Consider the following 22,642-nt stretch of genomic DNA (forward strand, 5'->3'; position numbering starts at 1 on the left):
CCGACGACAGAACCCCGACCCGACCGACGACCGGCCTCGGCCCACCGGGCTTCGGCGTCCGACCTCTTGATGAAGCAGTGAATCACTGCTTCACTCCTTCCATGCCCTACCGACGCACCCCCGCCGTCCAGGCCCGGCTCGACGCCCAGCGTGCCTCGGTCGTCGACGCGGCCCTCGAGCTGCTCGCCGAGCAGGGGTACGCGGGCTGCACGATGGCCGCCGTCGCCGCGCGCGCCGGGATCGCCACCGGGAGCGTCTACCGCCACTTCCCGAGCAAGGCCGAGCTCGCCGTCGAACTGTTCAGGTCGGTGGTGAGCCGGGAAGTGGCGGCCGTCTCGGAGGCGGCCGGTCGCCCCGGGCACGGTTCGGCGGCCGAGCGGGTGGTCGCCGTGATCGAGACCTTCGCCCAGCGGGCCCTGAAGTCGCCGCGCCTCGCCTACGCGCTGCTCGCCGAACCGGTCGACCCGGCCGTGGACGCGGAGCGGCTCGTCTTCCGGCGCGCGTTCCGGGACGTGTTCGCCGCGCGCGTCCAGGAGGGCGTGCGCTCGGGCGAGCTGCCGCCCCAGGACGCGGTCCTGACGGCCTCCGCGCTGGTCGGTGCGGGGGCGGAGGCGCTCGTGGGACCGCTGGCGGAGGGGTCCGTGGGCCCCGAGACCGTACCCGCACTCGTCACGTTCACCCTGCGAGCTCTGGGAGTTCCCGATGCCGACCACGCATGAGGTCACCAACCAGGTACCACCGCTGACCGGTCACGACGTCTCCGCCGACCCCGCCCTCCTGGAGGCGCTGCGCCGGGAGGGCGCGGGCTGGGCCGAGGCCGAGGTCCGCGAGCTCGGGGCGAAGGCCGGGGGCGAGGAGGCCCAGGAGTGGGGGCGGCTCGCCGAGCGCCACTCCCCCGTGCTGCACACCCACGACCGGTACGGGCACCGGATCGACGAGGTCGAGTTCCATCCGTACTGGCACGAGCTGATGGACGTGGCCGTGCGGCACGGGCTGGGCGCCGCTCCCTGGCGCGACGGGCGGCCGGGCGCGCACGTGGCGCGCGCGGCCAAGGTGTTCGTGTGGGGGCAGGCCGACGCGGGGCACCTGTGCCCGGTCTCCATGACGTACGCGGCGGTGCCCGCGCTGCGCGTCCAGCCCGAGCTGGCCGAGGTGTACGAGCCGCTGCTCACCTCCTCCGCGTACGACTTCGGGCTGCGGGTGCCGACGGAGAAGCGCGGGATCATCGCCGGGATGTCGATGACCGAGAAGCAGGGCGGCTCGGACGTCCGGGCGAACACGACCCGTGCCGTGCCGACGGGAGAGCCCGGGCAGTACGCGCTGACCGGTCACAAGTGGTTCACGTCGGCGCCGATGTCGGACGTCTTCCTCACCCTGGCGCAGGCCCCCGGCGGTCTGTCCTGCTTCCTGGTGCCCCGGGTGCTGCCCGACGGCGGTCGCAACGCGATCCGGCTCCAGCGCCTCAAGGACAAGCTGGGCAACCGGTCCAACGCCTCCTCCGAGATCGAGTACGAGGGCGCCCTCGGCCGGCTGGTCGGCGAGGAGGGCCGCGGGGTGGCCACCATCATCCGGATGGTCAACATGACGCGGCTCGACTGCGCCGTCAGCTCCGCCTCCGGCATGCGCCTCGGGCTCGTGCAGGCCGTGCACCACGCCACGCACCGCACGGCGTTCGGGGCGCGCCTGGTGGACCAGCCGCTGATGCGGAACGTGCTCGCGGACCTGGCGGTGGAGGCGGAGGCCGCGACGGTCGCGGCACTGCGGCTCGCCGGGGCGGTGGACCGGGCGGCCCGCGGTGACGCCGAGGAGGAGCAGCTGCGCCGGCTCGGTCTCGCGGTCACCAAGTACTGGGTGTGCAAGCGGGCCCCCGCGCACGCGGCCGAGGCCCTCGAATGCCTCGGGGGCAACGGCTACGTCGAGGACTCGGGCCTGCCGAGGCTCTACCGGGAGTCGCCGCTGCCGTCGATCTGGGAGGGTTCCGGGAACGTCGCCGCGCTCGACGTGCTGCGGGCGATGTCCCGTCAGCCGGAGGCGGTGGAGGCGTACTTCGCGGAGGTCGACCGGGGCGCGGGCGCCGACCGGCGTCTCGACGCGGCGGTCGCGGGCCTCCGCAAGGACCTCGCGGGGCTCGGCGACCCGGACGCGGCGGCGTACGGGGCGCGACGCCTCGTCGAGCGCCTCGCCCTGGTCCTCCAGGGGTCCCTGCTCGTCCGGCACGGCCATCCGGCGGTCGCGGACGCGTTCTGCGCCTCCCGCCTCGACGGCGACCGGGGCCTCGCCTTCGGGACGCTGCCGGCGGGCGTGGACACGGCGGCCGTCATCGCGCGGAGCGGCCCGGGCGCGGTGGGCGTGCCGGTCTGACCGGTGCCGCGCCGTCCATGGCCCGAACGGCTGACCCGCGCGGGCACGGCCGCGGCCCGCCCGGCCCGTGCCCCGTCCCGGCGCCTCCCGGGTGGCAGGCTGGTGGCGCACGGTTCCCGGGCCGCGGCGTCGGCCGGTACGAGAGGGAGTCCCCGTTGGGCAGCGAGGCGATCCACGACGAACTGGACGGGCGGGCGGTCGACACGGCCGATCAGGTGGTGGCCTGGCGGCGCCATCTGCACCGGCACCCCGAGCTGTCCAACCGGGAGGTGAACACGGCCCGTCTGGTGGCGGACCACCTGCGCGCCCTGGGCCTCGACGAGGTGCGGACCGGCATCGCGGGCCACGGGGTCGTGGGCGTCCTGCGCGGGCCCGCCCCGGGAGCGGCGCCGGGCGGCGGGCGGGTCGTGGCGCTGCGGGCGGACATGGACGCCCTGCCGGTGAAGGACCTGTGCGGGGCGGACTTCGCCTCCGAGGCGGTGGACGCCGCCTACCCGGGCGGCCCGTTCCCCGTCTCGCACGCGTGTGGGCACGACTGCCACACGGCGATGCTGATGGGGGCGGCGACGGTGCTGGCGGGAGTCCGCGAGCGGCTTCCCGGCACGGTCCTCTTCGTGTTCCAGCCCGCCGAGGAGGGTCCGCCGGTGACGGAGGAGGGCGGGGCGCGGGCGATGGTCGAGGCGGGCGCCTTCGCCGACCCGGTGCCGACGATGGTCTTCGGCATGCACGTGACGCCGTATCCGAAGGGGTACGTGGGATACAGGATCGGCAACCAGTACGGCGCGTCCGCCCTGGTCCGCGTCGTCGTCACCGGAAAGCAGGTGCACGGCTCCACGCCCTGGGAGGGCGTGGACCCGATGCCGGCGGCCGGCGCGGTCCTGACGGGCATCGGTCAGCTCTACCGGCAGGTCTCGGCCTTCGACGCGGTGACGGTGACGATCGGGCACGTCGAGGACGTGGGCCGCTTCAACATCATCGGCCAGACCGTGACCCTGTGGGGCACGGTCCGCTGCGCCGTGGAGTCCGACATGGCGGAGGTCAAGCGCCGGCTGACCGTGCTGGCCGAGCACTCCGCGGCGGCGTACGGCGCGACGGCCTCGGTGGAGTACCTGCAGTCCGTGCCGCCCGTGCACAACGACGGGCCGTGGGTGGAGGCCGGGTTGCCGACCCTCCGCCGGGTGGCCGGCGGGGAACGCGTGGTGGAGACGGGGGCGACGCTCGGGTACGACGACGTCTCCGAGTTCGTCGGCCGGTTCGGCGGTCTGTACGTGATGCTCGGCGTCCAGGACGCCACGCTGGACGCCTCCGGCAGGCCGGTCCCGGTGGAGGGCGGGCGGGGCCTCGTCACCAACCACAACCCGCACTTCTACGCGGACGACGACACCCTCGTCACCGGCGTCCGTCTCCACGCGCACGTGGCGTACGACCATCTGACGGGCGCTCTCGTCACGCGGCCGGAAGGCCAGGGCCCGCGCCGACCGCCGCCACGAAGGCCCTGAGCAGAGCCGAGTCGGAGGCGGTCGGCCACACCAGGCCGTACTCCAGGGGCGGGACGTCGCGCACCGGGACGTAGGCGATGCCGGGGCGCGGGTGGTACCGGGCGCCCCGGGCCGCGCCGGGGGACGCGCCCCGGCCCGCGGTCACGTGGGAGAGGACCTCCTGCCAGGTGGCGGCGGCCGGGCCCCGGCCGACGGGCGCGCCGGACGGCGTGCTGCGCGGGTAGTGGTGGTCGGTCCAGTAGCGGGGGAGGGAGCCGCCGGGGGCGATCAGGTCGAGGCCCGCGAGGTCCTCCGGGCCGAGGGACGCGCGGCCCGCCAGGGGGTGGCCGACGGGCAGGAGGAGCACCCGCTCGTCGGCGACGACGACGGGGCCGGTGGTGAGGTCCGGTTCGCGGACGGGGAAGGCGGCGCACTGGACGTCCAGCGTCCCGTCCTGGAGCGGGCGGACCCCGCCGTCGAGGGGGACCTCGTGGACGGTGATCTCGCAGCCCGGGTGGAGGGCGGTCACGGCCTCGGCGGCGGCGGTGAGCAGCTCGCCGCCCCAGGGGGTGCCGAAGCCGACGCGCAGCCTGCCGTGGACGCCGCGCCCGGCGGCGGTGGCGCGTTCGAGGGCGGCCCGGATCCGCCGGTGGGCGGGCAGGAGGTCCTCGTACAGGGTGCGGCCGACGGGGGTGAGCCGGACGCTGCGGCTGGTGCGGGCGAAGAGCGGGGTGCCGACGCGGCGCTCCAGTTTCTTGACGGTCTGGCTGATCCGGCCGGTGGAGACGCCGAGGCGCTCGGCGGTGCGCCCGAAGTGGAGTTCCTCGGCGAGCGTGAGGAACGCCTCCAGTTCGTACCGTTCGAGCACCGGCCCCACCCCTTGACGTCCGTCGATCGTTGAGTGTGGCTCAACGCCGTTTTCATGATGGCACCTTGATCGGCCGGGGTGGCGGCCGGGAGCCTGGAGGCGTCCCCCTCCCCCGTACGGAAGGGCCTCCGTGGTCCCGCGCACCTCCACCCCCGCCGTCTCCGCCCCGCGCGTGAACGTCCTGCTCCTCGCCGTGGCGGGAGCGGTCGCCGTGGCCAACATCTACTTCCCGCAGCCGCTGCTCGCCGCCGTGGCGCGCGGCCTCGACGTGTCGGAGCGGACGGCGGGGGCGGTCGCCTCGGCCGCCCAGATCGGGTACGCGCTCGGCATCCTGCTGCTCGTGCCGCTCGCCGACTCCGCGCGGCTGCGTCGCCTCACCTCGGTGCTGCTCGCCCTGACCGCCGCCGCCCTGCTCGTCGCGGCGGCGGCGCCCGACGTGGTCACCCTCACGCTCGCGACCCTCGCCCTCTCCACCACGACGGTGCTGCCGCAGATCCTCACCCCGGTGGCGGCGGTGCTCGCCGGTCCCGGACGGCAGGGCCGGGTCGTGGGTCTGGTGGGCCTGGGCCTGACGCTGGGCTCGACGCTCTCCCGCACGGTCTCGGGTGCCGTGGCCGACGCGAGCGGCAGCTGGCGGGTGGCCTACGTGGTGGCGGCCGTGGCGACGGCGGCGCTGCTGCCCGTACTCCCCCGCCGACTGCCCGAACGGTTGGGGTCGCGGGGGGACGCCTCGTACGCCGGGCTCCTGGCCGGGCTTCCGCGGCTCCTCGCGGTCCACCGGGAGCTGCGGGTCTCGGCGCCGCTCGGGGCGTGCGTCTTCGCGGCGTTCAGCGTCTTCTGGTCCGTGCTCGCCTTCCACCTGGCGGCCCCGCCGCTCGGGTACGGGCCGGGGGCGGTGGGCCTCTTCGGGGTGCTGACCCTGCCGGCGGCGTTGCTCTCGGCGGCGGCCGGGCCGCTGGCCGACCGGTACGGCGCCTCGGCGGTGACCGCCGGGGGGCTGGGGTGCGCGGGGCTCGGTCTCGCGGTGGCCGGACTCGGCCCGTACTCCCCCGTGGCCCTGGTGGCCGGGGCGAACCTGCTGGTGGTCGGGGTCAGCTCGTGTCAGGTGGCCGGCCAGGCCCGGATCTTCGGGATCGGTCGGGCGGTGGCGGCGCGGGTCAACACGGTCTTCATGCTGGCCACGTTCGGCGGCGGGGCGCTCGGCTCCCTCGCCGGGTCCTGGCTGTACGCGGCGCACGGCTGGTCGGCCGCTCTGCTCGCGGCGGGGGCGTGCGTCGCCGCCGGCGGGCTCGTGGCGGCCTCCGCGCGACCGGCGGTCCCGAGTTGCGTCCGGGACGTCACACGGGAGGCTGGGGGTATCCGTCCGCGCATCCCGCAGGGAGAGTCATGATGCTGGACCTCGTCACCCTCGCCGACGAGCACCTGTCCGCGGCCCGTACGGCGCCGCACGGGCGCAGCGCCCATCTGGTGGTGCACGACGGGGTGCTGCGGCAGACCGTCATCGCCCTGACCTCGGGCACCTCCCTGGACGAGCACAACGCGCCGCCGGCCGCGAGCCTCCAGGTGCTGCGGGGCCGGGTGAGCCTGACGGCGGCCGGACGCGCGGAGGAGCTGCGGGCCGGCACACTGCGGATGATCCCCAAGGAACGGCACGGGCTGACGGCGCTGGAGGACGCGGTGGTGCTCCTGACGGCCGTGAACGACTGAGGGACCGGGCCCGGTCGAATATTCGCTGCGCCCCGCCCGGTGGGCGGGCAGACTCGCCCCCATGGCGGACACGAGGGCGCGGGCGGGCACGGGGGCGTTGGCGGACACGGGGGCGTTCCGGGACGAGGTGGGCCGCTGGGCGGCCGGCGGTTCCGACGGGGAGGCGGCGCGGGCCCTGGCCGTGGGCCTGGGGCTGCGCACGGCGGTGCTCCTGGAGGGCCCGAGCGACTTCGCGGCCGTCGGGGCGCTGGCCGCGCGGCGCGGCCGGGACCTCGCCGCGGAGGGCGTGTGCGTGGTGTCCATGGGCGGCGCGACGAACATCGCCCGCTACGCCGAACTCCTCGGACCGCCCGGACTCGGCCTGCGCCTGACGGGGTTGTGCGACGAGCGCGAGCGGGGCTTCTACGAGCGCGGTCTGCTGCGGGCCGGAGCACCGCCCCGGGACTTCTTCGTCTGCGTGGCGGACCTGGAGGACGAGCTCATCCGCGCGCTGGGCCCGGCGGGGGTCGAGGAGATCATCCGGACGGAGGGCGACCTGCGCCCCTGGCAGACCTTCCTGTCCCAGCCCGCCCAGCACGGCCGGACCCGGCACCAGCAGCTGCGGCGCTTCCTCGGCACGAAGAAGGGCCGCAAGATCCGCTACGGCGCCCTCCTGGTGGAGGCCCTGGAGGCCGACCGGGTGCCGGCGCCGCTCGACGGCCTCCTGGCGGGTGCGTGACCCCCGAGGGCGCGCCGCCGGGCCGCCGACCGGGGCGCGGGTTCCGTCCGGCCCCGTTCCCGCGGCGCGCGCTCAGTCGTCCGTCGTGACCAGGACGAGCGGCGTGCCCCCGCAGGGCAGCAGGCGCAGTCCCGCGGTGCGGTGTTCGGCCGGCGGGCCCGCGAGGACGGCGGCGAAGTCGGGGCCCTTGGTGAGAGATCCGGCGAGGTGGGCCGGGTCGGTGGAGGCGGCGACCCGGCCCCGCGCGTTGACGAGCCGGGCCGGCGCGGGCAGCCGCTGGAGCACGGGGAGCACGGCCGCCTCGAAGTCGCGCAGGTAGACGTCGGCGGCGGCCACGCCCACGAACCGGCCGTCGAGGGCGACCGGCGCGGAGAGCGTGAGGCTGTACTCGTCGGAGCACAGGTAGTCCACGTAGGGCCCGGCGACGGCCCGGCGTCCGGTCTCGCGGGGCAGGGTGTACCAGTCCCAGTGGGTGTAGTCGGAGTAGGCGGAGTGCTCCGGGTCGAGGTCGAGGAGGAGCGGGCGGACGGCTCCGCCGGGGCCGCGCTGCCACCACTCCAGCCAGCCCGGTGCGTCGGTGAGGAGTCCGGGAGCGGCGACGAAGCCGACGCCCGAGACCAGCGGATGGGCCGCGAGCCGGGCGTGCAGTCCGGGGCGCAGGCCCGTCAGGTCGGCGGCGACGGGCCCGCGGCCCGCTCCGGTCGCCCCGGCGAGCAGGGCGCCCGTGTCGGCGCCGGTCCCGGCGACGGCGGCGAAGACCTCTTCGAGGGTGTCCTCGACGCGGTCGACGACCGCGTCGACCGGGTCGGTGTCAGCGACGGCCCCCACGGGGCCCGCGAGCCCGGTGCTCCTGCCCATGCGTGTCCTCCTCGGGACGAGGCTCGGTTGCGCGGCCGGAGGTGCCGAGGCGCAGCGCGATCAGCCGCCCCACCGACTCCCGTACGCACGTCTCGGCGAGCGTTCTGGCCCGCTCGTCGGCCTCATCCTGCACGGCGGAGATCACGGCGCGGTGACGATCCGACACATTGCCGAGATGGACGGGGTCGTCGAGGACGAGGCAGAGCAGCGCGCCCAGGTCCGTCTGGAGGGCGATCTCCTCGCGGGTGAGGCGGGCGGACTGGGCGGCGGCGGCGAGTTCGACGTGGAAGCGGCCGTAGAGCCTGCTGCGGGTCGCCGGGTCCCCGGCGGCGGCGAGTTCCTCGACCGTACGGGTGAGGGGGCGCAGATCTCCGGGCTGGGTGCGACGGGCGGCGAGCAGGGCGGCGGCGCCGGAGACGGCGGCCCAGTGGTCGCCGAGGTCGCGGAGTTCCTCGGTGGACCAGTCGGCGAGGCGGGCGCGCAGCCGCTCCTGCGGCGGGTGGTCGGGCAGGGTGACGAAGCTGCCGCCGCCGCGGCCCCTGCGGGTGGTGACGAGGCCTTGCTGCCGCAGGGCCATGAGGGCTTCGCGCAGGGTGACGGTGGAGACGCCGAGCTGTCCGGCGAGTTCGGTCTCGCCGGGCAACTGCTCCCCGTCGGCGAGGAGTCCGAGCTCGATGGCGTCGCCGATGCGGCGGACGACGGTGTCGACCCGGGCCCGGGTGTCGACGGGGGCGAAGACGGCCCTGCGGGCCGCGCCGGTCCCGGCCGCGCCGCCTGCCTCGTCCGGCCTGCCGTTCGGTCTCACGGTTAACCACCTCGCGCGTCGGGCGTTGACTCAGGCTTTACCTTAAAGGGGTCTTGAGATTTGAACTATGACTTCATATGTTTACGCCCACGCCCGAGCAACGCTCCACCGCACCAGAAAGGTTCCCGCCCATGGAGGGAATGGCGATCCGGCTGACGGGACTGCGCAAGACCTACGGCCGGACCGAGGCCGTGGCCGGGGTGGACCTGGAGATCGCGGACGGCGAGTTCTTCTCGATGCTCGGCCCCTCCGGCTCCGGGAAGACGACCGTGCTGCGGATGATCGCCGGTTTCGAGACGCCGACCGCCGGGGCCGTCGAACTGGCCGGCCGCGACGTCACCCGACTGGCCCCCTTCGAGCGGGACGTGCACACCGTCTTCCAGGACTACGCGCTCTTCCCGCACATGACGGTCGAACAGAACGTCGCCTACGGCCTCAAGGTCCGCGGCGTGGCCCGCGCCGAACGTCTGGTGCGCGCCCGGGCCGCCCTCGCACAGGTCGGCCTCGAAGGCCTCGGCAGGCGCCGGCCCGCCGAGCTCTCCGGGGGCCAGCGCCAGCGGGTCGCCCTGGCCCGCGCGCTCGTCGGCCGCCCCCGCGTGCTGCTGCTCGACGAACCCCTCGGCGCGCTCGACCTCAAGCTCCGCGAGCGGATGCAGGTCGAGCTCAAGGCGATCCAGCGGGAGGTCGGCATCACCTTCGTCTTCGTCACCCACGACCAGGAGGAGGCCCTGACGATGAGCGACCGGATCGCCGTCTTCCACCGGGGCCGGATCGAACAGGTCGCCGCGCCCGCCGAGATCTACGAACGGCCCGCGACCCCCTTCGTCGCCGGTTTCGTCGGCACCTCCAACCTGCTGGCAGGGGAGACCGCCCGTCAGGTGGTCGGGGCGCCGGGCACGTACAGCATCCGCCCGGAGAAGATCCGGATCCTCCCCGACCCCAAGGCGCCCGGCGACCCCGGGCACGCCACCGCCGCCGGCACCGTCGCGGAGGTCGTCTACCTCGGCGACTCCACCCGCTTCCTGGTCGACCTCGACGGCGGCGGCCGGCTCACCGTCCTCCAGCAGAACCTGGAGACCTCCTCCGCCGACCTCGCCGCCTTCCGGGGCGCCCGGGTCGGCCTCCAGTGGCACCAGGACCACGCCGTGCGCGTCCCGGAGACCCCGTAGCCCCCTCGCACCGCGCCCCACGCCCCCGTCCCCCTCACGCAACGGAGAACCACGTGCGCCCGCACCGCTTCCTCCTGACCGCAGCCGCCCTCTCCGGGCTGCTCCTCGTCACCGCCTGCGGATCGGCCGATCCTGCGGGGTCCGGGAAGTCCGGCGGCCTCAACCCGCCCGACCTGAAGGCGCCGACGGCACTCGGCAAGGCCGAGGGCGAGGTCAACCTGATCGCCTGGGCCGGATACGTCGAGGACGGCTCGAACGACCCGAAGGTCGACTGGGTCAGCGCCTTCGAGAAGCAGACCGGCTGCCGGGTCAACACCAGGACCGCCGCCACCTCCGACGAGATGGTCTCGCTGATGAAGACCGGCGCGTACGACGCCGTCTCCGCCTCCGGCGACGCCTCCCTCCGCCTGATCGCCTCCGGCGACGCCGCCCCCGTGAACACCGCGCTCGTGCCCCACTACGCCGACGTCTTCGCCGGGCTCAAGGGCAAGGAGTGGAACTCCGTCGAGGGCGTCGCCTACGGCGTCCCGCACGGCCGCGGCGCCAACCTCCTCATGTACGACACGGAGAAGGTCCGGCCGGCCCCCGACTCCTGGTCCGCCGTCTTCGACGAGGCCTCGGCGCACAGCGGCAAGGTCACCGCCTACGACTCCCCCATCTACCTCGCCGACGCCGCCCTGTACCTCAAGGCGACCGAGCCCGAGCTGGGCATCAAGAACCCGTACGCCCTCGACCAGAAGCAGTTCGACGCGGCCGTGGCCCTGCTCAAGGAGCAGAACGCGCACGTCGGCGAGTACTGGAGCGACTACCTCAAGGAGATCTCCGCCTTCAAGAGCGGCGACTCGGTCGTCGGCACCAGCTGGCAGGTGATCGCCAACCTCGCCAGGTCCGAGGGCGCGAAGATCGACGCGGTCCTGCCGAAGGAGGGCTCCACCGGCTGGTCGGACACCTGGATGGTCTCCGCCAGGGCCAAGCACCCCACCTGCGCCTACAAGTGGCTCGACTGGATCATCTCGCCGAAGACCAACGCGCAGGTCGCCGAGTACTTCGGCGAGGCCCCGGCCAACGCGAAGTCGTGCGCCGAGACCGCCGACAAGAACCACTGCGCCGTCTTCCACGCCACCGACGAGGCGTACTGGAAGCGGGTCCACTTCTGGACCACCCCCATCGAGCAGTGCCTGGACGGCCGGACGGACGTCCGCTGCGTGCCGTACGCCCGGTGGGTCCAGGCCTGGACCGAGATCAAGGGCTGACCCCGGCGCCATGACCGCACTCTCCCCCGGGCTCTCCCCCGAGTCCGCGACGCGGGCCGCCGGCCCCGGCCGCGGCGCCGTCCGACGGCTCGCCGGGGCCCTGCACCGGCGGCCCCGGCTGCGCCTCGCCGTCCTGCTCACCGCCCCGCTGCTCTGGCTGGTCCTCGCCTACCTCGGCTCCCTCGCGGCCCTGTTCCTCTCCGCCTTCTGGTCGACCGACACCTTCACCTCCGAGGTCGTCCGGATCTGGACCTCGCAGAACTTCGAGGAACTCGTCAGCTCCCCCGTCTACCGCACGGTCGCCCTGCGCACCGTCGGCGTCGCCCTGGCCGTGACCGCGCTCTGCGCCGTCATCGCCTTCCCGCTCGCCTTCTACACGGCGCGCGTCGCGCACCCGCGCCGCCGCCCGCTGTTCGTGGTGGCGCTGCTCATGCCGCTGTGGGCTGGCTACCTCGTGAAGGTGTACGCGTGGCGGCTCATCCTCTCCGAAGGGGGGCCGCTCGACTGGGCGCTGCGGCCGTTCGGCCTGAGCGGCCCGGGGTACGGGCTCACGGCCACGGTGCTCGTCCTGACGTACCTCTGGCTGCCGTACATGGCGCTGCCGATCCACACCGCGCTCGTCCAGCTCCCCGACAACCTCCTGAACGCCTCGGCGGACCTCGGGGCGAGGACCTGGCGGACCTTCGTCTCGGTGGTGCTGCCGCTGGTGTGGCCGGCGGTGGCGGCCGGGTCCGTCTTCACCTTCTCCCTGAGCCTCGGCGACTACATCACCGTGCAGATCGTCGGCGGCAAGACCCAGCTGATCGGCAACCTCGTCTACTCCAACGTCACCCTGAACCTGCCGCTGGCGGCCGCGCTCGGCACCGTGCCGGTCGCCGTCATCGTGGTGTACCTCCTCGCGGTGCGGCGCTCCGGTGCGCTGCGCAGCCTGTGACCGGCCGGAAGGACCGCGACCGATGAACCTCTCCCGTCCCGCGCGGATCGCGCTGCGCACCGCGGCCGGCCTCGGCTTCGCGGCGATCTACCTGCCGCTGCTGCTCGTCCTGCTCGGCTCGCTCAACCCGGACCGCTCGGCGAGCTGGCCGCCGCCCGGCCTCACGCTCGACTGGTGGGCGGCGGCCTGGGACAACGAGGGCGCCCGCGAGGCGCTGTGGACCTCGGTCCGGGCCGGGCTCGCGGCGACGGCGGTGGCCCTGGTGCTCGGCACGCTCATCGCCTTCGCGGTGCAGCGCCACGCCTTCTTCGGGCGGGAGGCCGTCTCCTTCGCGGTGGTGCTGCCCATCGCGCTGCCCGGCATCGTCACGGGCATCGCGCTCAACTCGGCCTTCGGCACGGTCCTGGAACCCCTCGGCGTCGGCCTCGGGATGTTCACGGTGGTCGTGGGCCACGCCACCTTCTGCATCGTGGTCGTCTTCAACAACGTGGTGGCGCGGCTGCGGCGGCTTCCCGGCTCGTACGAGGAGGCGGCGATGGACCTGGGGGCGCACACGTTCCGCGTCTTCCGGGACGTCACCTTCCCGCTGCTGCGCTCGGCGCTGCTCGCGGGCGGACTGCTCGCCTTCGCGCTGTCCTTCGACGAGATCGTGGTGACGACGTTCACGGCGGGGCCCGGGGTGCAGACCCTGCCGGTGTGGATCTTCAACAACATGACCCGCCCTCAGCAGGCCCCGGTGGTGAACGTGGTGGCGGCGGCACTCGTGCTGCTCTCGGTGGTCCCGATCTACGCGGCGCAGCGGCTCTCCTCGGACACACCGGGCGGCGGACGGGTGTGAGGGGACGGCCCCGGTCCCGGTCCGTCACCGGGTGGCGGACCGGTTCGTTCAGAGCCTCGGGCTCAGCGCGCCCGCGGGCGACCCGGGGACGGCGTCGGCGGCGCCCGTGGCGAGGGCGCTGCCCCGGAGCCACTCGGGCCAGCTGAGATTCCAGTCGCCGAAGCCGTTGTCGAAGGGCGTCATGGGCTTCCCGTACCCGTTGACGACCCGTACGAGATCCCCCTCGCGCACCGTATGGAAGAGCCAGGCGGCGTCCTCGGTGCTCATGCCCGTGCAGCCGTGGCTGACGTCCTCGCTGCCCTGGGCGTCGAGCGACCAGGGCGCGGCGTGCAGGTACTCGCCGCTCCAGGTCACCCGGGTGGCCCAGTGGACCTCGAGGTCGTAGAAGTCGGTGCTGCCGCGGGTGATGCCGATGGTGTCGCCGCGCATGCGGACGAGGGGCTCCTTGCCGAGGACCACCTTGATGCCGCCCCGGGTGCGGTAGCCGGCCTTGCCGGTGGTGACCGGGAGGGTGCGCAGGAGTTCCCCGTCGCGGAAGACGGCCATCGCGTGGGCGGAGACGTCGGTGACGGCCTCGATCCGGGCGCCCGTGGTGAACGTGAGGGGGCGCGAGGGGCCGCCGTAGAGGCCGCCGCCGATGCGGGCCCCGTCGAGTCCGCTGTGGACGCGGACCGTGGCGTGGGCGGGCCAGTACGTGCGGGGCCGGTAGTGGAGGGTGGTGGGTCCGACCCAGTGCCAGGCTCCTTCGACGTGGGGTTCGGACCGTACGTCGAGGGCCCGTTCCACGGCGCGGCGGGTCTCGGGGGCGTCCTCCGGTACGGGCCGGCTGAGCTCGGCGGTGACCGGCCGGCCCACTCCGTACGTGCCGCCGTCCTCGGGCCCGAAGGCGACGGTCAGCCGCTCCCCGGCGGGCATCGGGGCGGTCCGGAAGTCGAGGCGGGCGCGGTGCGCGCCGCCGGCCCCCGTCCCGTCGACGACGAGCCGGGCGGCGTAGCGGGCTCCGGCCGGCAGGGGCGCGGCGCTGGTCCACCGGGTGTGGTCCGCGCTCTGCGCTCCGGCGATCCGGCGCCCGCGCCGGTCGGTGACGGTGACGTCGGCCAGCACTCCGGGGGTGCGGAGCGCGAGCTCCACGGACCCGGTGGCCGTCGTGCCGAGCATGAACGGGCGGCCCGTGAGGACGCGGTCGCCGCCGAGGACGACCGAGCGGCCCGGGTCGGAGCACAGGCCCGCGTCCGCGGCGCAGCCGTCCACCGCGACGACGGCGGTGGCGCCGCGGGAAGCGGCGGCCCCCTGCTCACCTCCGGAGTTCCGGCCCGGCGCCTGGGCCGCCGTGCCGACGAGGACGGCTCCGACGGCGAGGGAGAGGGCTCCCCATCCCCGTGCGTATCGGCGTGACGACACGTCGGACACCCTCTCCTTCATCCGGTGGCGTCGGCGGACGGTGCCGACCGCAGCATCAAAGCGGATGGAAGGAGAAAAAGATGATCAAGGCACCGGGCGTGGCGGCGGAGTCGGGGGCGAGACGACTCGAATGGGTCAGCGGGCCGGTTCCGGAAGCTCTTCGCCGGTCTCCAGAAGGGACTTGAGGCTGGAGACGAGCGCGGGCCAGCCCTCGCCGATCAGTCCCTTGATGGTGCCGTCGGGCTCCAGGTCCCCATGGGTGACCGTGAGCTTGACCATGTCGCCGGACGGCTCGATCACGAAGGTGACCCGGGACCTGCGCTCACGGGCGAGGCGCTCGTACGCCTCCTGTTCGAGGCGGACCGCCTCCGCCCAGGCCGGGGTGAAGGTGTGCCAGGTGTACGAGAGGAGGCGACCGGGCACGGCCTCGAGGACGACCTGCTCGGGGTCCTCGGTCCTGCGGCCGTTCTCGTCCCAGACCATCGGCGCGCCCGGGGTCCACTCCGACTCGAAGGCCACGCCCCAGTAGCGGCGCGTGAGCTCCGGGTCGGTGAGCGCCTGCCAGAGCTCCTCGGGGGTGGTCCGGATGTAGGTGGTGTAGACGAACGAGTCGCTGTCCATCGCGCTGCCCCTCGGATCTGCTCCCCCGTGGCCTGCCCCCCTCCACCCTAGGCAGGCGCCGAACGGACGTGCCAGCGAAGGTCCCCCGTCCGGCGGGAGGTGCTCCGTCGGTTGATTAGGTGCGGAGGAAACTATTCAACGTGCTGCTAGCGTGTCCGGATGTCCCTCAAGCACGCCGTCCTCGCAGCTCTCCTGGAGGGCGAGGCCTCCGGATACGATCTGGCGAAGATCTTCGACGTGTCCGTCGCCAACTTCTGGGCCGCCACTCCGCAGCAGCTCTACCGCGAGCTGGAGCGGCTCGCCGAGGCCGGTCTGATCGCGGCCCGCGTGGTGGAGCAGGAGCGTCGTCCCAACAAGCGGATGTTCAGCCTCACGGAGCCCGGCAGACGGGATCTGGCCGCCTACACGACGGCGCCGCCGCGTCCGAGCGCCGTCCGCGACGAACTGCTGGTGCAGGTGCAGGCCTGCGACGAGGGCGACACCGCGGCCGTCCGCGAGTTCGTGGCCCGGCGGATGGAGACGGCCCGGGCGAAGCTGGCCCGCTACGACCGGCTGCGGGAGCGGATGCTCGACGGCCGGGACGAGGACGCCTATCTGGGTGAGGCGGAGCGGATCGGCCCGTACCTCACGCTGATGCGCGGACGCTTCTTCGAGGAGGAGAACCTGCGCTGGGGCGAGCGCGCCCTCGCCGTGCTCGACCGGCGTGCCGCCGCGCGGGACGCGGTCCCGCGGAGGGATGACGCCGCTTCTACTCTGCGGTAACGTCACCGCCCGGCCGCCGGAGGCACCGGAGGCGACACAGGGACGGATCGGGCGGGCCTGCAATGAACGTCGGTGACCTCGTCGAGGACTTCAGCCTTCCGGACGAGACGGGCGCTCCGCGCTCGCTGACCGGCCTGCTGGCCGAAGGCCCGGTCGTCCTCTTCTTCTACCCGGCGGCCCTCACGCCGGGCTGCACCGCCGAGGCCTGTCACTTCCGTGACCTCGCGTCCGAGTTCCGCGCCGTCGGCGCCCTGCCCGTCGGCATCAGCTCCGACGGGGTGGAGCGGCAGCAGGAGTTCGCCGAGCGGCACTCGCTCGGCTACCCCCTGCTGTCCGACGCGGACGGCGCCGTACGGGAACGGTTCGGCGTGAAGCGCGGGTTCTCCCTCGCCCCGACGAAGCGGGTCACCTTCGTGATCGGCCAGGACCGGCGGATCCGGGAGGTCGTCCGCAGCGAACTGCGGATGAGCGCGCACGCGGACCGCGCCCTGGCCGCCCTGCGCGACGCCTGAGCCTGCCGCCTGCCGCCTGCCGCCTGCCGCCTGCCGCAGGGTGCCGCCTCGCTTCCCGCGCGGGGCGTGACCGGAACGGGCTCGGTTCGCACCGCGCCCGCCTCGGGGCGGAGCAGGCGGCGGACCGCTCGCCCCGCAAGAGGCGCACGGAGACACCTCGGCGGTCCGGACCACCCCCTTAATGCGAATATGAAATACCGGTTTGATACGGTCGGGCCGTGAGGCTGACGAAGTTCACCGACCTGGCGCTCCGCGCCGTGATGCACCTGGCGGTCGCCGCACCCGCGGAGCCCGTCGCCACCCGCGAGGTCGCGGAGGCGATGGACGTGCCCTACGCCCACATGGCGAAGGTGGTCACCCGGCTCCAGCACCTCGGCGTGGTCGAGGCGCGGCGCGGCCGTGGCGGTGGCCTGGCCCTGACGGAACGGGGGCGGCGCTCCTCGGTGGGCTGGCTGACCCGGACCCTGGAGGGCGAGGAGGAGGTCGTCGCCTGCGAGGGCGATCCGCCGTGCCCGCTGCGCACCGCCTGTCGGCTGCGCGGAGCGCTGCGCGAGGCGCAGGAGGCCTTCTACCGCGCCCTGGATCCCTTGACCGTGACGGAACTCGTGGAGTCGCCGACCGGTCCGCTGCTGCTGACCCTCGGCCCGCGCCCCGTGCGATCGCCCTGACGGCGTCCGCCCCCTCCGGGGAGCACGCGCACGCCCTTTAATACGTAGATCATCTACCAGATTGCGAGTCCTCATGCTGTCCGAGCAGGCCGTCCCGGTCGTCCGTGCCACCCTGCCCGCCGTCGGAGGCGCGCTCGACGAGATCACCGAGCGCTTCTACGGGCGCCTCTTCGCCGCCCGCCCCGAGCTCCTGCGCGATCTGTTCAACCGGGGCAACCAGGCCAACGGCGACCAGCGGAAGGCGCTCGCCGGCTCCATCGCCGCCTTCGCCGGCGCCCTGCTGGAGAACCCGGACGGCCGCCCCGACGCCGTGCTGGCCCGGATCGCGCACAAGCACGCCTCGCTCGGCGTCACCTCCGAGCAGTACAAGGTCGTGCACGAACACCTCTTCGCCGCGATCGTGGAGGTCCTCGGCGACGCGGTGACCTCCGAGGTCGCACAGGCCTGGGACGAGGTGTACTGGCTGATGGCGAACGCGCTCGTCGCCGTGGAGGCCCGCCTCTACCGGGAGGCCGGTGTCGCCGGGGGCCAGGTCTGGCGGTCCATGGAGATCGCCGAGCGGCGGGAGGAGACGGCCGACACGGCGTCCTTCGTCCTGCGGCCCGCCGACGGGACCCCCACGACCCCCTTCCGGCCCGGCCAGTACGTGAGCGTCCGGGTCACCCTGCCCGACGGCGCCCGGCAGATCCGCCAGTACAGCCTGTCCTCCGCACCCGGACACCCGCGGTGGCGGATCACCGTGAAGCGGGTCGACGGCGATCCGGCGGGCGAGGTCTCCTCCTGGCTGCACGCCCGCGCCGGCGCGGGTGACACCGTCGAGGTCTCGGCCCCCTTCGGCGACCTGGTCCTGCCCGAGGGCGAGGGCCCCCTGCTGCTCGCCTCCGCCGGAATCGGCAGCACCCCGATGCTGGCGATGCTCGACCACCTGGTCGCCACGGGGTCGAACCGTCCGGTCGTCGTGGCGCACGCCGACCGCGCCCCCGCCTCCCACGCGCACGCCGACGAGCTGCGACGACTCGTGGACGCGCTGCCGCAGGGGACGCTGCACCTCTGGTACGAGGTCCCGGACGGGTCCGACGCCCGGACGGGCCGGGCGGACGTCACGCTCCTCGACCTTCCGGCGGGCACCACCGCGTACCTGTGCGGGCCGCTGCCCTTCCTGCGTGCGGTGCGCGGCGACCTCCTCGGCCGGGGCGTCGCGGCGGCGGACATCCACTACGAGGTGTTCGGTCCCGACCTGTGGCTCGGCACCGAGGGCTGACCCGCCCTCCCGGTCGACTGACGGACGGGCGCGGGGAACGACGAAGCCCCGGTTGGACGGGGGATTCCAACCGGGGCCGATCGCCGTGACGGGGCGAAGAGCGGTCACCTCTCGGGGGGGGGACCTTGGGGACCGGACCCCTTCGCCGTCACGTACATATGAACGGTAAACCTTTCCCGAATGTTCCGGGGCGCCCCAGGTGGGCGATGTGAGTCACCTCACCCGTTTTCGCCGGGTACGTCAGTCCTTCTCGGGGCGGTAGACGGTGCCGGGCTCGGCCCTTCCGGGCGCGAGGAGCTCCGGCACCGTCACGAACGTGAAACCTCGCCGCTTCAGCTCGTCGATGATCGAGGGCACGGCCGGCACCGTCCCGTCGTAGATGTCGTGGAGGAGGATGATCCCGTCGCGGTGCGCGTTCTCGAGCACGCGTTGCCGTATGAGCGCCGAGTCGGTGGTGGAGTAGTCCTTGGCCGTGACGCTCCACAGGACCTGGGCGAGTCCGAGGTCCCGACCGACGTCGGACACCGTGCCGTCGGTGCGGCCCTGCGGCGGGCGCATGAGGGTCGGCTTCCGGCCGGTGATCTTCTCTATGGCGTCCTGGGTGCGCGAGAGCTCTTCGCGGATCTCGGACTCGTCGAGGTCGGTGAGGATCCGGTGCGACCAGGTGTGGTTGGCGACCTCGTGGCCCTCGTCGGCGATGCGCCTGACCACGTCGGGGTAGCGGTCGACGTGCTTGCTGCCGAGGAGGAAGAAGGTGGCGGGCACCTGCTTCTCCTTGAGGACGTCGAGGAGGTGGGGGGTGTCCTTCCCCGGTCCCGCATCGAAGGTCAGGGCTATGCACGCGACCTCGGCGCAGTCGACGCGGCGGGGCGCGCCCCCCGCCTTGTCGTCCGTTCCGCCCTCCCGGCGGGCGTCCTGCGGGGTGACCGGGTCGACTCCGCAGGCGCTCAGCGTCAGCATCAGCGACACCGCGGCGAGCAGTGCCGTGCTCACCGCTTTGCCGCGGCCAGGCCTGGATCGGAACATGGTGGACCCGCTTTCCCCGTAGTGCCTTCGATGTGGCCGTCACCGCTGGTCAGGGCGGTGCGCGCGGCCGGGAGGCACTCTACACACGGTGTATACCGGGGATGTCGGCGGGGTCCGCCGACCGTTCACGGGCACACGAGAACCCCGGGCGGCGCCCGTCCGCGCCGCCCGGAGCATCCGCGCGTCCCGCTCTCAGCGGGACGCGAGCAACAGCCGGGCCTCGGTCTCCTGGTCACCGGAGACGGCCTGCAGGGACTGGATGTCGAAGCCGGTGGCGAGCACCTTCTCGACCTCGTCGACGGCTCGGTAGCCGCCGGTGAGCGTGACCCCGACCGGGGCGGTCAGATGGACGGGACCCACTTCCTCGTACCGTCCGCCGGCCGTGTCGAACGTGGCGGTCCAGACAGTGGGAGCCGGTCCCGTGGCCGCCTGGGGGTTCGGTGTCGTCGTGTCCTCCAGCCGATACACCCGGTCGAGGACGTCGAACACGGCCTGGGCGTCCTCCTTGCAGCAGTCGTTGAGCTGCACGGTGACGTCGGTGTCGATGTGCAAGTCGTACACGTCGCTCATCTCCTCGCGGCCCGCCGGCCTGTCGGGGTCCCACGCGCTCCTCGTGCCGGGCACTCGTCGTGCCACGCCTCCAGCATCCCTCTCGGGCGGCCGCCCCGCGAGGGCCGTCGCCCTCGGTCAGCGGCCCTCGACGACGCTCTCGACGGTGTCGGCCTCCGAGGCGCGTTTGTCGGGCCGGTACCGTACGACCCGGGCGAAGCGGAGCGTGACGCCCGCCGGATAGCGCGTCGAGACCTGGAGTCCGTCGTACGCGATCTCCACGACGAGCTCGGGCCGCACGCGCACGGTGAAGCCGTCGTCCGACACGGCGAGTTCCCGCAGCCGCTCGGTCTGTCGGCGCAGCATCTCGTCGGTGAGCCCCTTGAAGGTCTTCCCGAGCATGACGAAGTCGCCGTCGGCCGTCCGCGCGCCGAGGTGGAGGTTGGAGAGCAGCCCGGTCCTGCGGCCGTGCCCCCACTCCGCGGCGAGCACGACGAGGTCGACGGTGTGGACGGGCTTCACCTTCAGCCAGGTACGCCCCCGGCGACCGGCCACGTAGGGCGCCTCCAACGCCTTGACGAGCACGCCCTCGTGTCCCCGGGCCAGGGTGTCCGCGTAGAACCGCTCGGCGGCTCCGGTCTGCGCGGGGTCGGCCGGATCGGTGACGACGGTGCGGCGGACCCGGTGCGACTCCGGCAGCAGACCGGCGAGGACGGCGTGCCGCTCCAGACCCGGCCGGTCGATCAGCTCCTTCCCCTCCACCGCCAGGACGTCGAAGAAGACCGCCGTGAGGGGAAGGGCGGCACGCGCACCGGCCACGTCGATCCGGGAGCCGACCCGGGCGGAGATCGTCTGGAAGGACATGGGTCTCCCGCTCCCGGCATCGAGTGCGATCACCTCGCCGTCCAGGACGAACCCGTCGGCGGCGACCGCGCGGGCCGTCGCGACCACCTCGGGGAGACGGTCGGTGATGTCGTCGAGCGAACGGGTGTACACCCGGACGTCGTCGCCGCGCCGATGCACCTGGATGCGGATCCCGTCGAGCTTCTCCTCGACCGCGCACGACCCCAGGGCCGCGATCGCCCCGGCGACGGAAGCGGCGGTGTGGGCGAGCATGGGCTGCACGGGACCGCCGACCCGCAGGGTGAACCGCTCCAGCGCGGAGGCCCCTTCGGCCAGCACGGCCTGGGCGACCGGCGGCAGCGAGCCCTCGAGCATCACGGCACGCCGCAGTTCGAGGGCGGGCACCCCGGCGGCCCGCGCGACCCCTTCCAGGGCGATGGCGCCGAGGGCCCCCTGCCGCACCTCTCCCGTCAGCAACCGCACCAGGAGTTCCTGCTCTTCGTGGGTGGCGGCGGAGAACAGCCCGTGCACGAGCCGGCTCCGCTCGGCGCGGGCTCCGGTGCCGGACACGGCGGCGAGCTCCGTCATCGCCGCGTCGACCTGCCCGAGCGTGAGGGCGGGGCCTTCGGCAGGCGGAACGGCCGGTGGGACGACGCCCTTGAGGACGCTCCATCCGACCCCGATCCGCCCCTGCGGGAGTCGCCCGGACAGATACGCGATGACGAGCGGGCTCTCGTCGGGTCCGGCCTCGGCGAACAGCTCGGCCAGCAGAGCGATCTTGCGCGAGCGCGCGGAGGCGGCGGTGACTTCCCGGGACACTTCCGCGACACGCGCCAGCAGCATGGGCCCATCCTCTCCACCGCCCGACCCGACCGCACGTCAGAGCGCCCCGTCAGGGCCAGGCCGTCGAACGCCTCCGCCGTCGGGGCCGCGTCGGCCTCGCCCCCGCGCCCGTGCCCGCACCCGCACTCGCACCCGACGTCCTCCCCCGCCGGAAACGCTCCAGGAACCTCGCGCGCACCGGACGACCCGGCGGCCGGTCGATCACCCCGGGCCGCCCCGCGCCCAGCGGTACCGCCTCCGCCCGGACCGCCCCCGCGTCGTTCGGCACCGTCGGCGCCGCCTCCGCGCCGGTCGGTACCGTCGGCGCCGCCTCCGTGCTGACCGGCGCCGTCTCCATCCGGGCCGTCCCGCCGGGATGCGGGGCCTGTCGCTCCGCGCGTGCCTCGTCCAGCGCCAGGGCGAGGCTCAGCCGGTGCCAGGGCGAGGCTCAGCCGGTGCCAGAGGATCTCGTCCGGGTCGTCGGCCAGCGCCAGCCGTTCGGCGATCTCACGCGCGGCCTGCGGCACCGGCATCCCGGGCGGTGGAGGCGGACGCAACCGGCCGAGGTACGTGCGCTCGTACGGATCGTCGACGACCTCGGCCACCTGGACCGGGTCGAGCAGGGAGGCGATGGCGGCGGCCCGCGCCCAGGGGTCTTCGGTGGCGCGGAGCAACAGGGAGAGCCGCCTCGCCCGCCAGTTCCTCGCCCGCAGGTCCTCGTGCGCGGCAAGGCGCTCGCGGAGGTGCGGCGGCAGCCGCCCGGCGAGGAGGGCCGGACAGGCGAGACCGAACTCGGCGACCTCCTGTGCCAGATACATCCACACCACCGCCCGGTAGCGGTTCAGCGAGAACCGCACCGGGCTGATGTGCCCCGTCCGGACCAGCCGGGTGAACCGGTCGGCGGTGATCCCGAGGAGGGCGGCGGCCTCCCCCGTACCGACCGCGCGCACCCGCTCGCGCAGGCCTGCGGGGAAGTCCGGGGCGGCCCTGAGGCGGTCGAGCTCGCCCCGCTCGACCCGCCTCCGACCGCCTTCGCCGGCCGGCGCCGTCCTCACCAGTCCGAGCTGGACCGCGAGCCGGAACTCGTCGCGCCTCAACTCCAGTTCCTGCGCGGCCCGTCCCGGTGCCACCGTGCGCGTTCCTTCGTCCACCGTCATTTCGCGTCCCTCCCCCTGCGTCCGTGTCCCC

At 74.1% G+C, this 22,642-nt stretch carries 22 protein-coding genes and 1 pseudogene; 14 read left to right on the forward strand and 9 right to left on the reverse strand.

Annotated elements, in window-relative coordinates; translation table 11 throughout:
- Positions 1 to 101: 101 nt before the first annotated feature.
- From ACZ66Z_RS25680 to ACZ66Z_RS25690, 3 genes are all read left to right on the forward strand, one after another.
- Positions 102 to 719: a TetR/AcrR family transcriptional regulator gene (locus ACZ66Z_RS25680; protein ID WP_469937719.1), complete on the forward strand. Its 618-nt coding sequence runs from the start codon at positions 102 to 104 to the stop codon at positions 717 to 719.
- On the forward strand, positions 703 to 2,361 hold the full coding sequence (locus ACZ66Z_RS25685) for an acyl-CoA dehydrogenase family protein (RefSeq protein WP_469937720.1): 1,659 nt from the start codon (positions 703 to 705) through the stop codon (positions 2,359 to 2,361). Before ACZ66Z_RS25680 ends, ACZ66Z_RS25685 begins: the two co-directional genes overlap by 17 nt.
- A gap of 155 nt (positions 2,362 to 2,516) precedes the next feature.
- Entirely contained in the window at positions 2,517 to 3,860 is a 1,344-nt protein-coding gene (locus ACZ66Z_RS25690) for a M20 metallopeptidase family protein (protein WP_469937721.1), read from the forward strand.
- Here the strand turns inward: ACZ66Z_RS25690 and ACZ66Z_RS25695 are convergent.
- On the reverse strand, positions 3,808 to 4,707 hold the full coding sequence (locus ACZ66Z_RS25695; protein WP_469937722.1) for a LysR family transcriptional regulator: 900 nt from the start codon (positions 4,705 to 4,707) through the stop codon (positions 3,808 to 3,810). The two genes, ACZ66Z_RS25690 and ACZ66Z_RS25695, sit on opposite strands and share 53 nt — an antisense overlap.
- A gap of 130 nt (positions 4,708 to 4,837) precedes the next feature.
- On the opposite strand from ACZ66Z_RS25695, the gene ACZ66Z_RS25700 reads away from it, so the two are divergent.
- From ACZ66Z_RS25700 to ACZ66Z_RS25710, 3 genes are all read left to right on the forward strand, one after another.
- Positions 4,838 to 6,097 (forward strand): MFS transporter, encoded by a 1,260-nt coding sequence (locus ACZ66Z_RS25700; protein ID WP_469937723.1) that lies wholly within the window; start codon positions 4,838 to 4,840, stop codon positions 6,095 to 6,097.
- A complete protein-coding gene (locus tag ACZ66Z_RS25705) occupies positions 6,097 to 6,414 on the forward strand; it encodes a cupin domain-containing protein (RefSeq protein ID WP_469937843.1) in 318 nt (105 codons plus the stop codon). Before ACZ66Z_RS25700 ends, ACZ66Z_RS25705 begins: the two co-directional genes overlap by 1 nt.
- 61 nt (positions 6,415 to 6,475) lie before the next feature.
- Complete coding sequence (locus ACZ66Z_RS25710) at positions 6,476 to 7,132, forward strand: TOPRIM nucleotidyl transferase/hydrolase domain-containing protein (protein ID WP_469937724.1); 657 nt, start codon at positions 6,476 to 6,478, stop codon at positions 7,130 to 7,132.
- A gap of 72 nt (positions 7,133 to 7,204) precedes the next feature.
- Here the strand turns inward: ACZ66Z_RS25710 and ACZ66Z_RS25715 are convergent, their stop codons facing one another.
- Positions 7,205 to 7,990, reverse strand: a complete 786-nt coding sequence (locus ACZ66Z_RS25715; RefSeq protein ID WP_469937725.1) for a cache domain-containing protein — start codon at positions 7,988 to 7,990, stop codon at positions 7,205 to 7,207.
- Positions 7,944 to 8,795, reverse strand: a complete 852-nt coding sequence (locus tag ACZ66Z_RS25720) for a FadR/GntR family transcriptional regulator (RefSeq protein ID WP_469937726.1) — start codon at positions 8,793 to 8,795, stop codon at positions 7,944 to 7,946. The genes ACZ66Z_RS25715 and ACZ66Z_RS25720 overlap by 47 nt, the downstream gene beginning before the upstream one ends.
- A 131-nt stretch (positions 8,796 to 8,926) precedes the next feature.
- On the opposite strand from ACZ66Z_RS25720, the gene ACZ66Z_RS25725 reads away from it, so the two are divergent.
- From ACZ66Z_RS25725 to ACZ66Z_RS25740, 4 genes are read left to right on the forward strand one after another with little or no spacing between them, the layout of a single operon-like run.
- Positions 8,927 to 9,964, forward strand: a complete 1,038-nt coding sequence (locus ACZ66Z_RS25725; RefSeq protein WP_469937727.1) for an ABC transporter ATP-binding protein — start codon at positions 8,927 to 8,929, stop codon at positions 9,962 to 9,964.
- A gap of 53 nt (positions 9,965 to 10,017) precedes the next feature.
- Complete coding sequence (locus ACZ66Z_RS25730) at positions 10,018 to 11,217, forward strand: ABC transporter substrate-binding protein (RefSeq protein WP_469937728.1); 1,200 nt, start codon at positions 10,018 to 10,020, stop codon at positions 11,215 to 11,217.
- A 10-nt stretch (positions 11,218 to 11,227) separates the two neighbouring features.
- Positions 11,228 to 12,151: an ABC transporter permease gene (locus ACZ66Z_RS25735; protein ID WP_469937729.1), complete on the forward strand. Its 924-nt coding sequence runs from the start codon at positions 11,228 to 11,230 to the stop codon at positions 12,149 to 12,151.
- A 22-nt stretch (positions 12,152 to 12,173) separates the two neighbouring features.
- Positions 12,174 to 12,989 (forward strand): ABC transporter permease, encoded by an 816-nt coding sequence (locus ACZ66Z_RS25740; protein WP_469937730.1) that lies wholly within the window; start codon positions 12,174 to 12,176, stop codon positions 12,987 to 12,989.
- Between the two features lie 48 nt (positions 12,990 to 13,037).
- Here ACZ66Z_RS25740 and ACZ66Z_RS25745 read toward each other — a convergent pair whose 3' ends face one another.
- Together ACZ66Z_RS25745 and ACZ66Z_RS25750 are read right to left on the reverse strand one after the other, a co-directional pair.
- Positions 13,038 to 14,390: a L,D-transpeptidase gene (locus ACZ66Z_RS25745; RefSeq protein ID WP_469937731.1), complete on the reverse strand. Its 1,353-nt coding sequence runs from the start codon at positions 14,388 to 14,390 to the stop codon at positions 13,038 to 13,040.
- A gap of 135 nt (positions 14,391 to 14,525) precedes the next feature.
- On the reverse strand, positions 14,526 to 15,011 hold the full coding sequence (locus tag ACZ66Z_RS25750; RefSeq protein WP_469937732.1) for an SRPBCC family protein: 486 nt from the start codon (positions 15,009 to 15,011) through the stop codon (positions 14,526 to 14,528).
- Positions 15,012 to 15,170: 159 nt separating this feature from the next.
- On the opposite strand from ACZ66Z_RS25750, the gene ACZ66Z_RS25755 reads away from it, so the two are divergent.
- The 4 genes from ACZ66Z_RS25755 to ACZ66Z_RS25770 all read left to right on the forward strand — a co-directional run bounded on the left by ACZ66Z_RS25755 (position 15,171) and on the right by ACZ66Z_RS25770 (position 18,214).
- Positions 15,171 to 15,773, forward strand: a complete 603-nt coding sequence (locus ACZ66Z_RS25755) for a PadR family transcriptional regulator (protein WP_469937733.1) — start codon at positions 15,171 to 15,173, stop codon at positions 15,771 to 15,773.
- 62 nt (positions 15,774 to 15,835) lie between these two features.
- Positions 15,836 to 16,285, forward strand: coding sequence for a peroxiredoxin (locus tag ACZ66Z_RS25760; protein ID WP_469937734.1), 450 nt, complete (start codon positions 15,836 to 15,838; stop codon positions 16,283 to 16,285).
- Between the two features lie 218 nt (positions 16,286 to 16,503).
- Entirely contained in the window at positions 16,504 to 16,953 is a 450-nt protein-coding gene (locus tag ACZ66Z_RS25765; RefSeq protein ID WP_469937735.1) for an RrF2 family transcriptional regulator, read from the forward strand.
- A 73-nt stretch (positions 16,954 to 17,026) separates the two neighbouring features.
- Positions 17,027 to 18,214 (forward strand): globin domain-containing protein, encoded by a 1,188-nt coding sequence (locus tag ACZ66Z_RS25770; protein ID WP_469937736.1) that lies wholly within the window; start codon positions 17,027 to 17,029, stop codon positions 18,212 to 18,214.
- Positions 18,215 to 18,454: 240 nt separating this feature from the next.
- Here ACZ66Z_RS25770 and ACZ66Z_RS25775 read toward each other — a convergent pair whose 3' ends face one another.
- From ACZ66Z_RS25775 to ACZ66Z_RS25790, 4 genes and pseudogenes are all read right to left on the reverse strand, one after another.
- Positions 18,455 to 19,240 carry a polysaccharide deacetylase family protein gene (locus tag ACZ66Z_RS25775; RefSeq protein WP_469937737.1) on the reverse strand — a complete coding sequence of 262 codons (786 nt, stop codon included), beginning with the start codon at positions 19,238 to 19,240 and terminating at the stop codon, positions 18,455 to 18,457.
- Positions 19,241 to 19,432: 192 nt separating this feature from the next.
- Entirely contained in the window at positions 19,433 to 19,876 is a 444-nt protein-coding gene (locus ACZ66Z_RS25780) for a hypothetical protein (RefSeq protein ID WP_469937738.1), read from the reverse strand.
- A 51-nt stretch (positions 19,877 to 19,927) separates the two neighbouring features.
- Positions 19,928 to 21,475 carry an ATP-dependent DNA ligase gene (locus ACZ66Z_RS25785; protein WP_469937739.1) on the reverse strand — a complete coding sequence of 516 codons (1,548 nt, stop codon included), beginning with the start codon at positions 21,473 to 21,475 and terminating at the stop codon, positions 19,928 to 19,930.
- A 464-nt stretch (positions 21,476 to 21,939) separates the two neighbouring features.
- Positions 21,940 to 22,611, reverse strand: a pseudogene (locus ACZ66Z_RS25790) (DUF6397 family protein); the annotation flags it as partial.
- Positions 22,612 to 22,642 lie beyond the last annotated feature (31 nt).

The sequence above is a fragment of the Streptomyces sp. NPDC107498 genome, assembly GCF_055582805.1.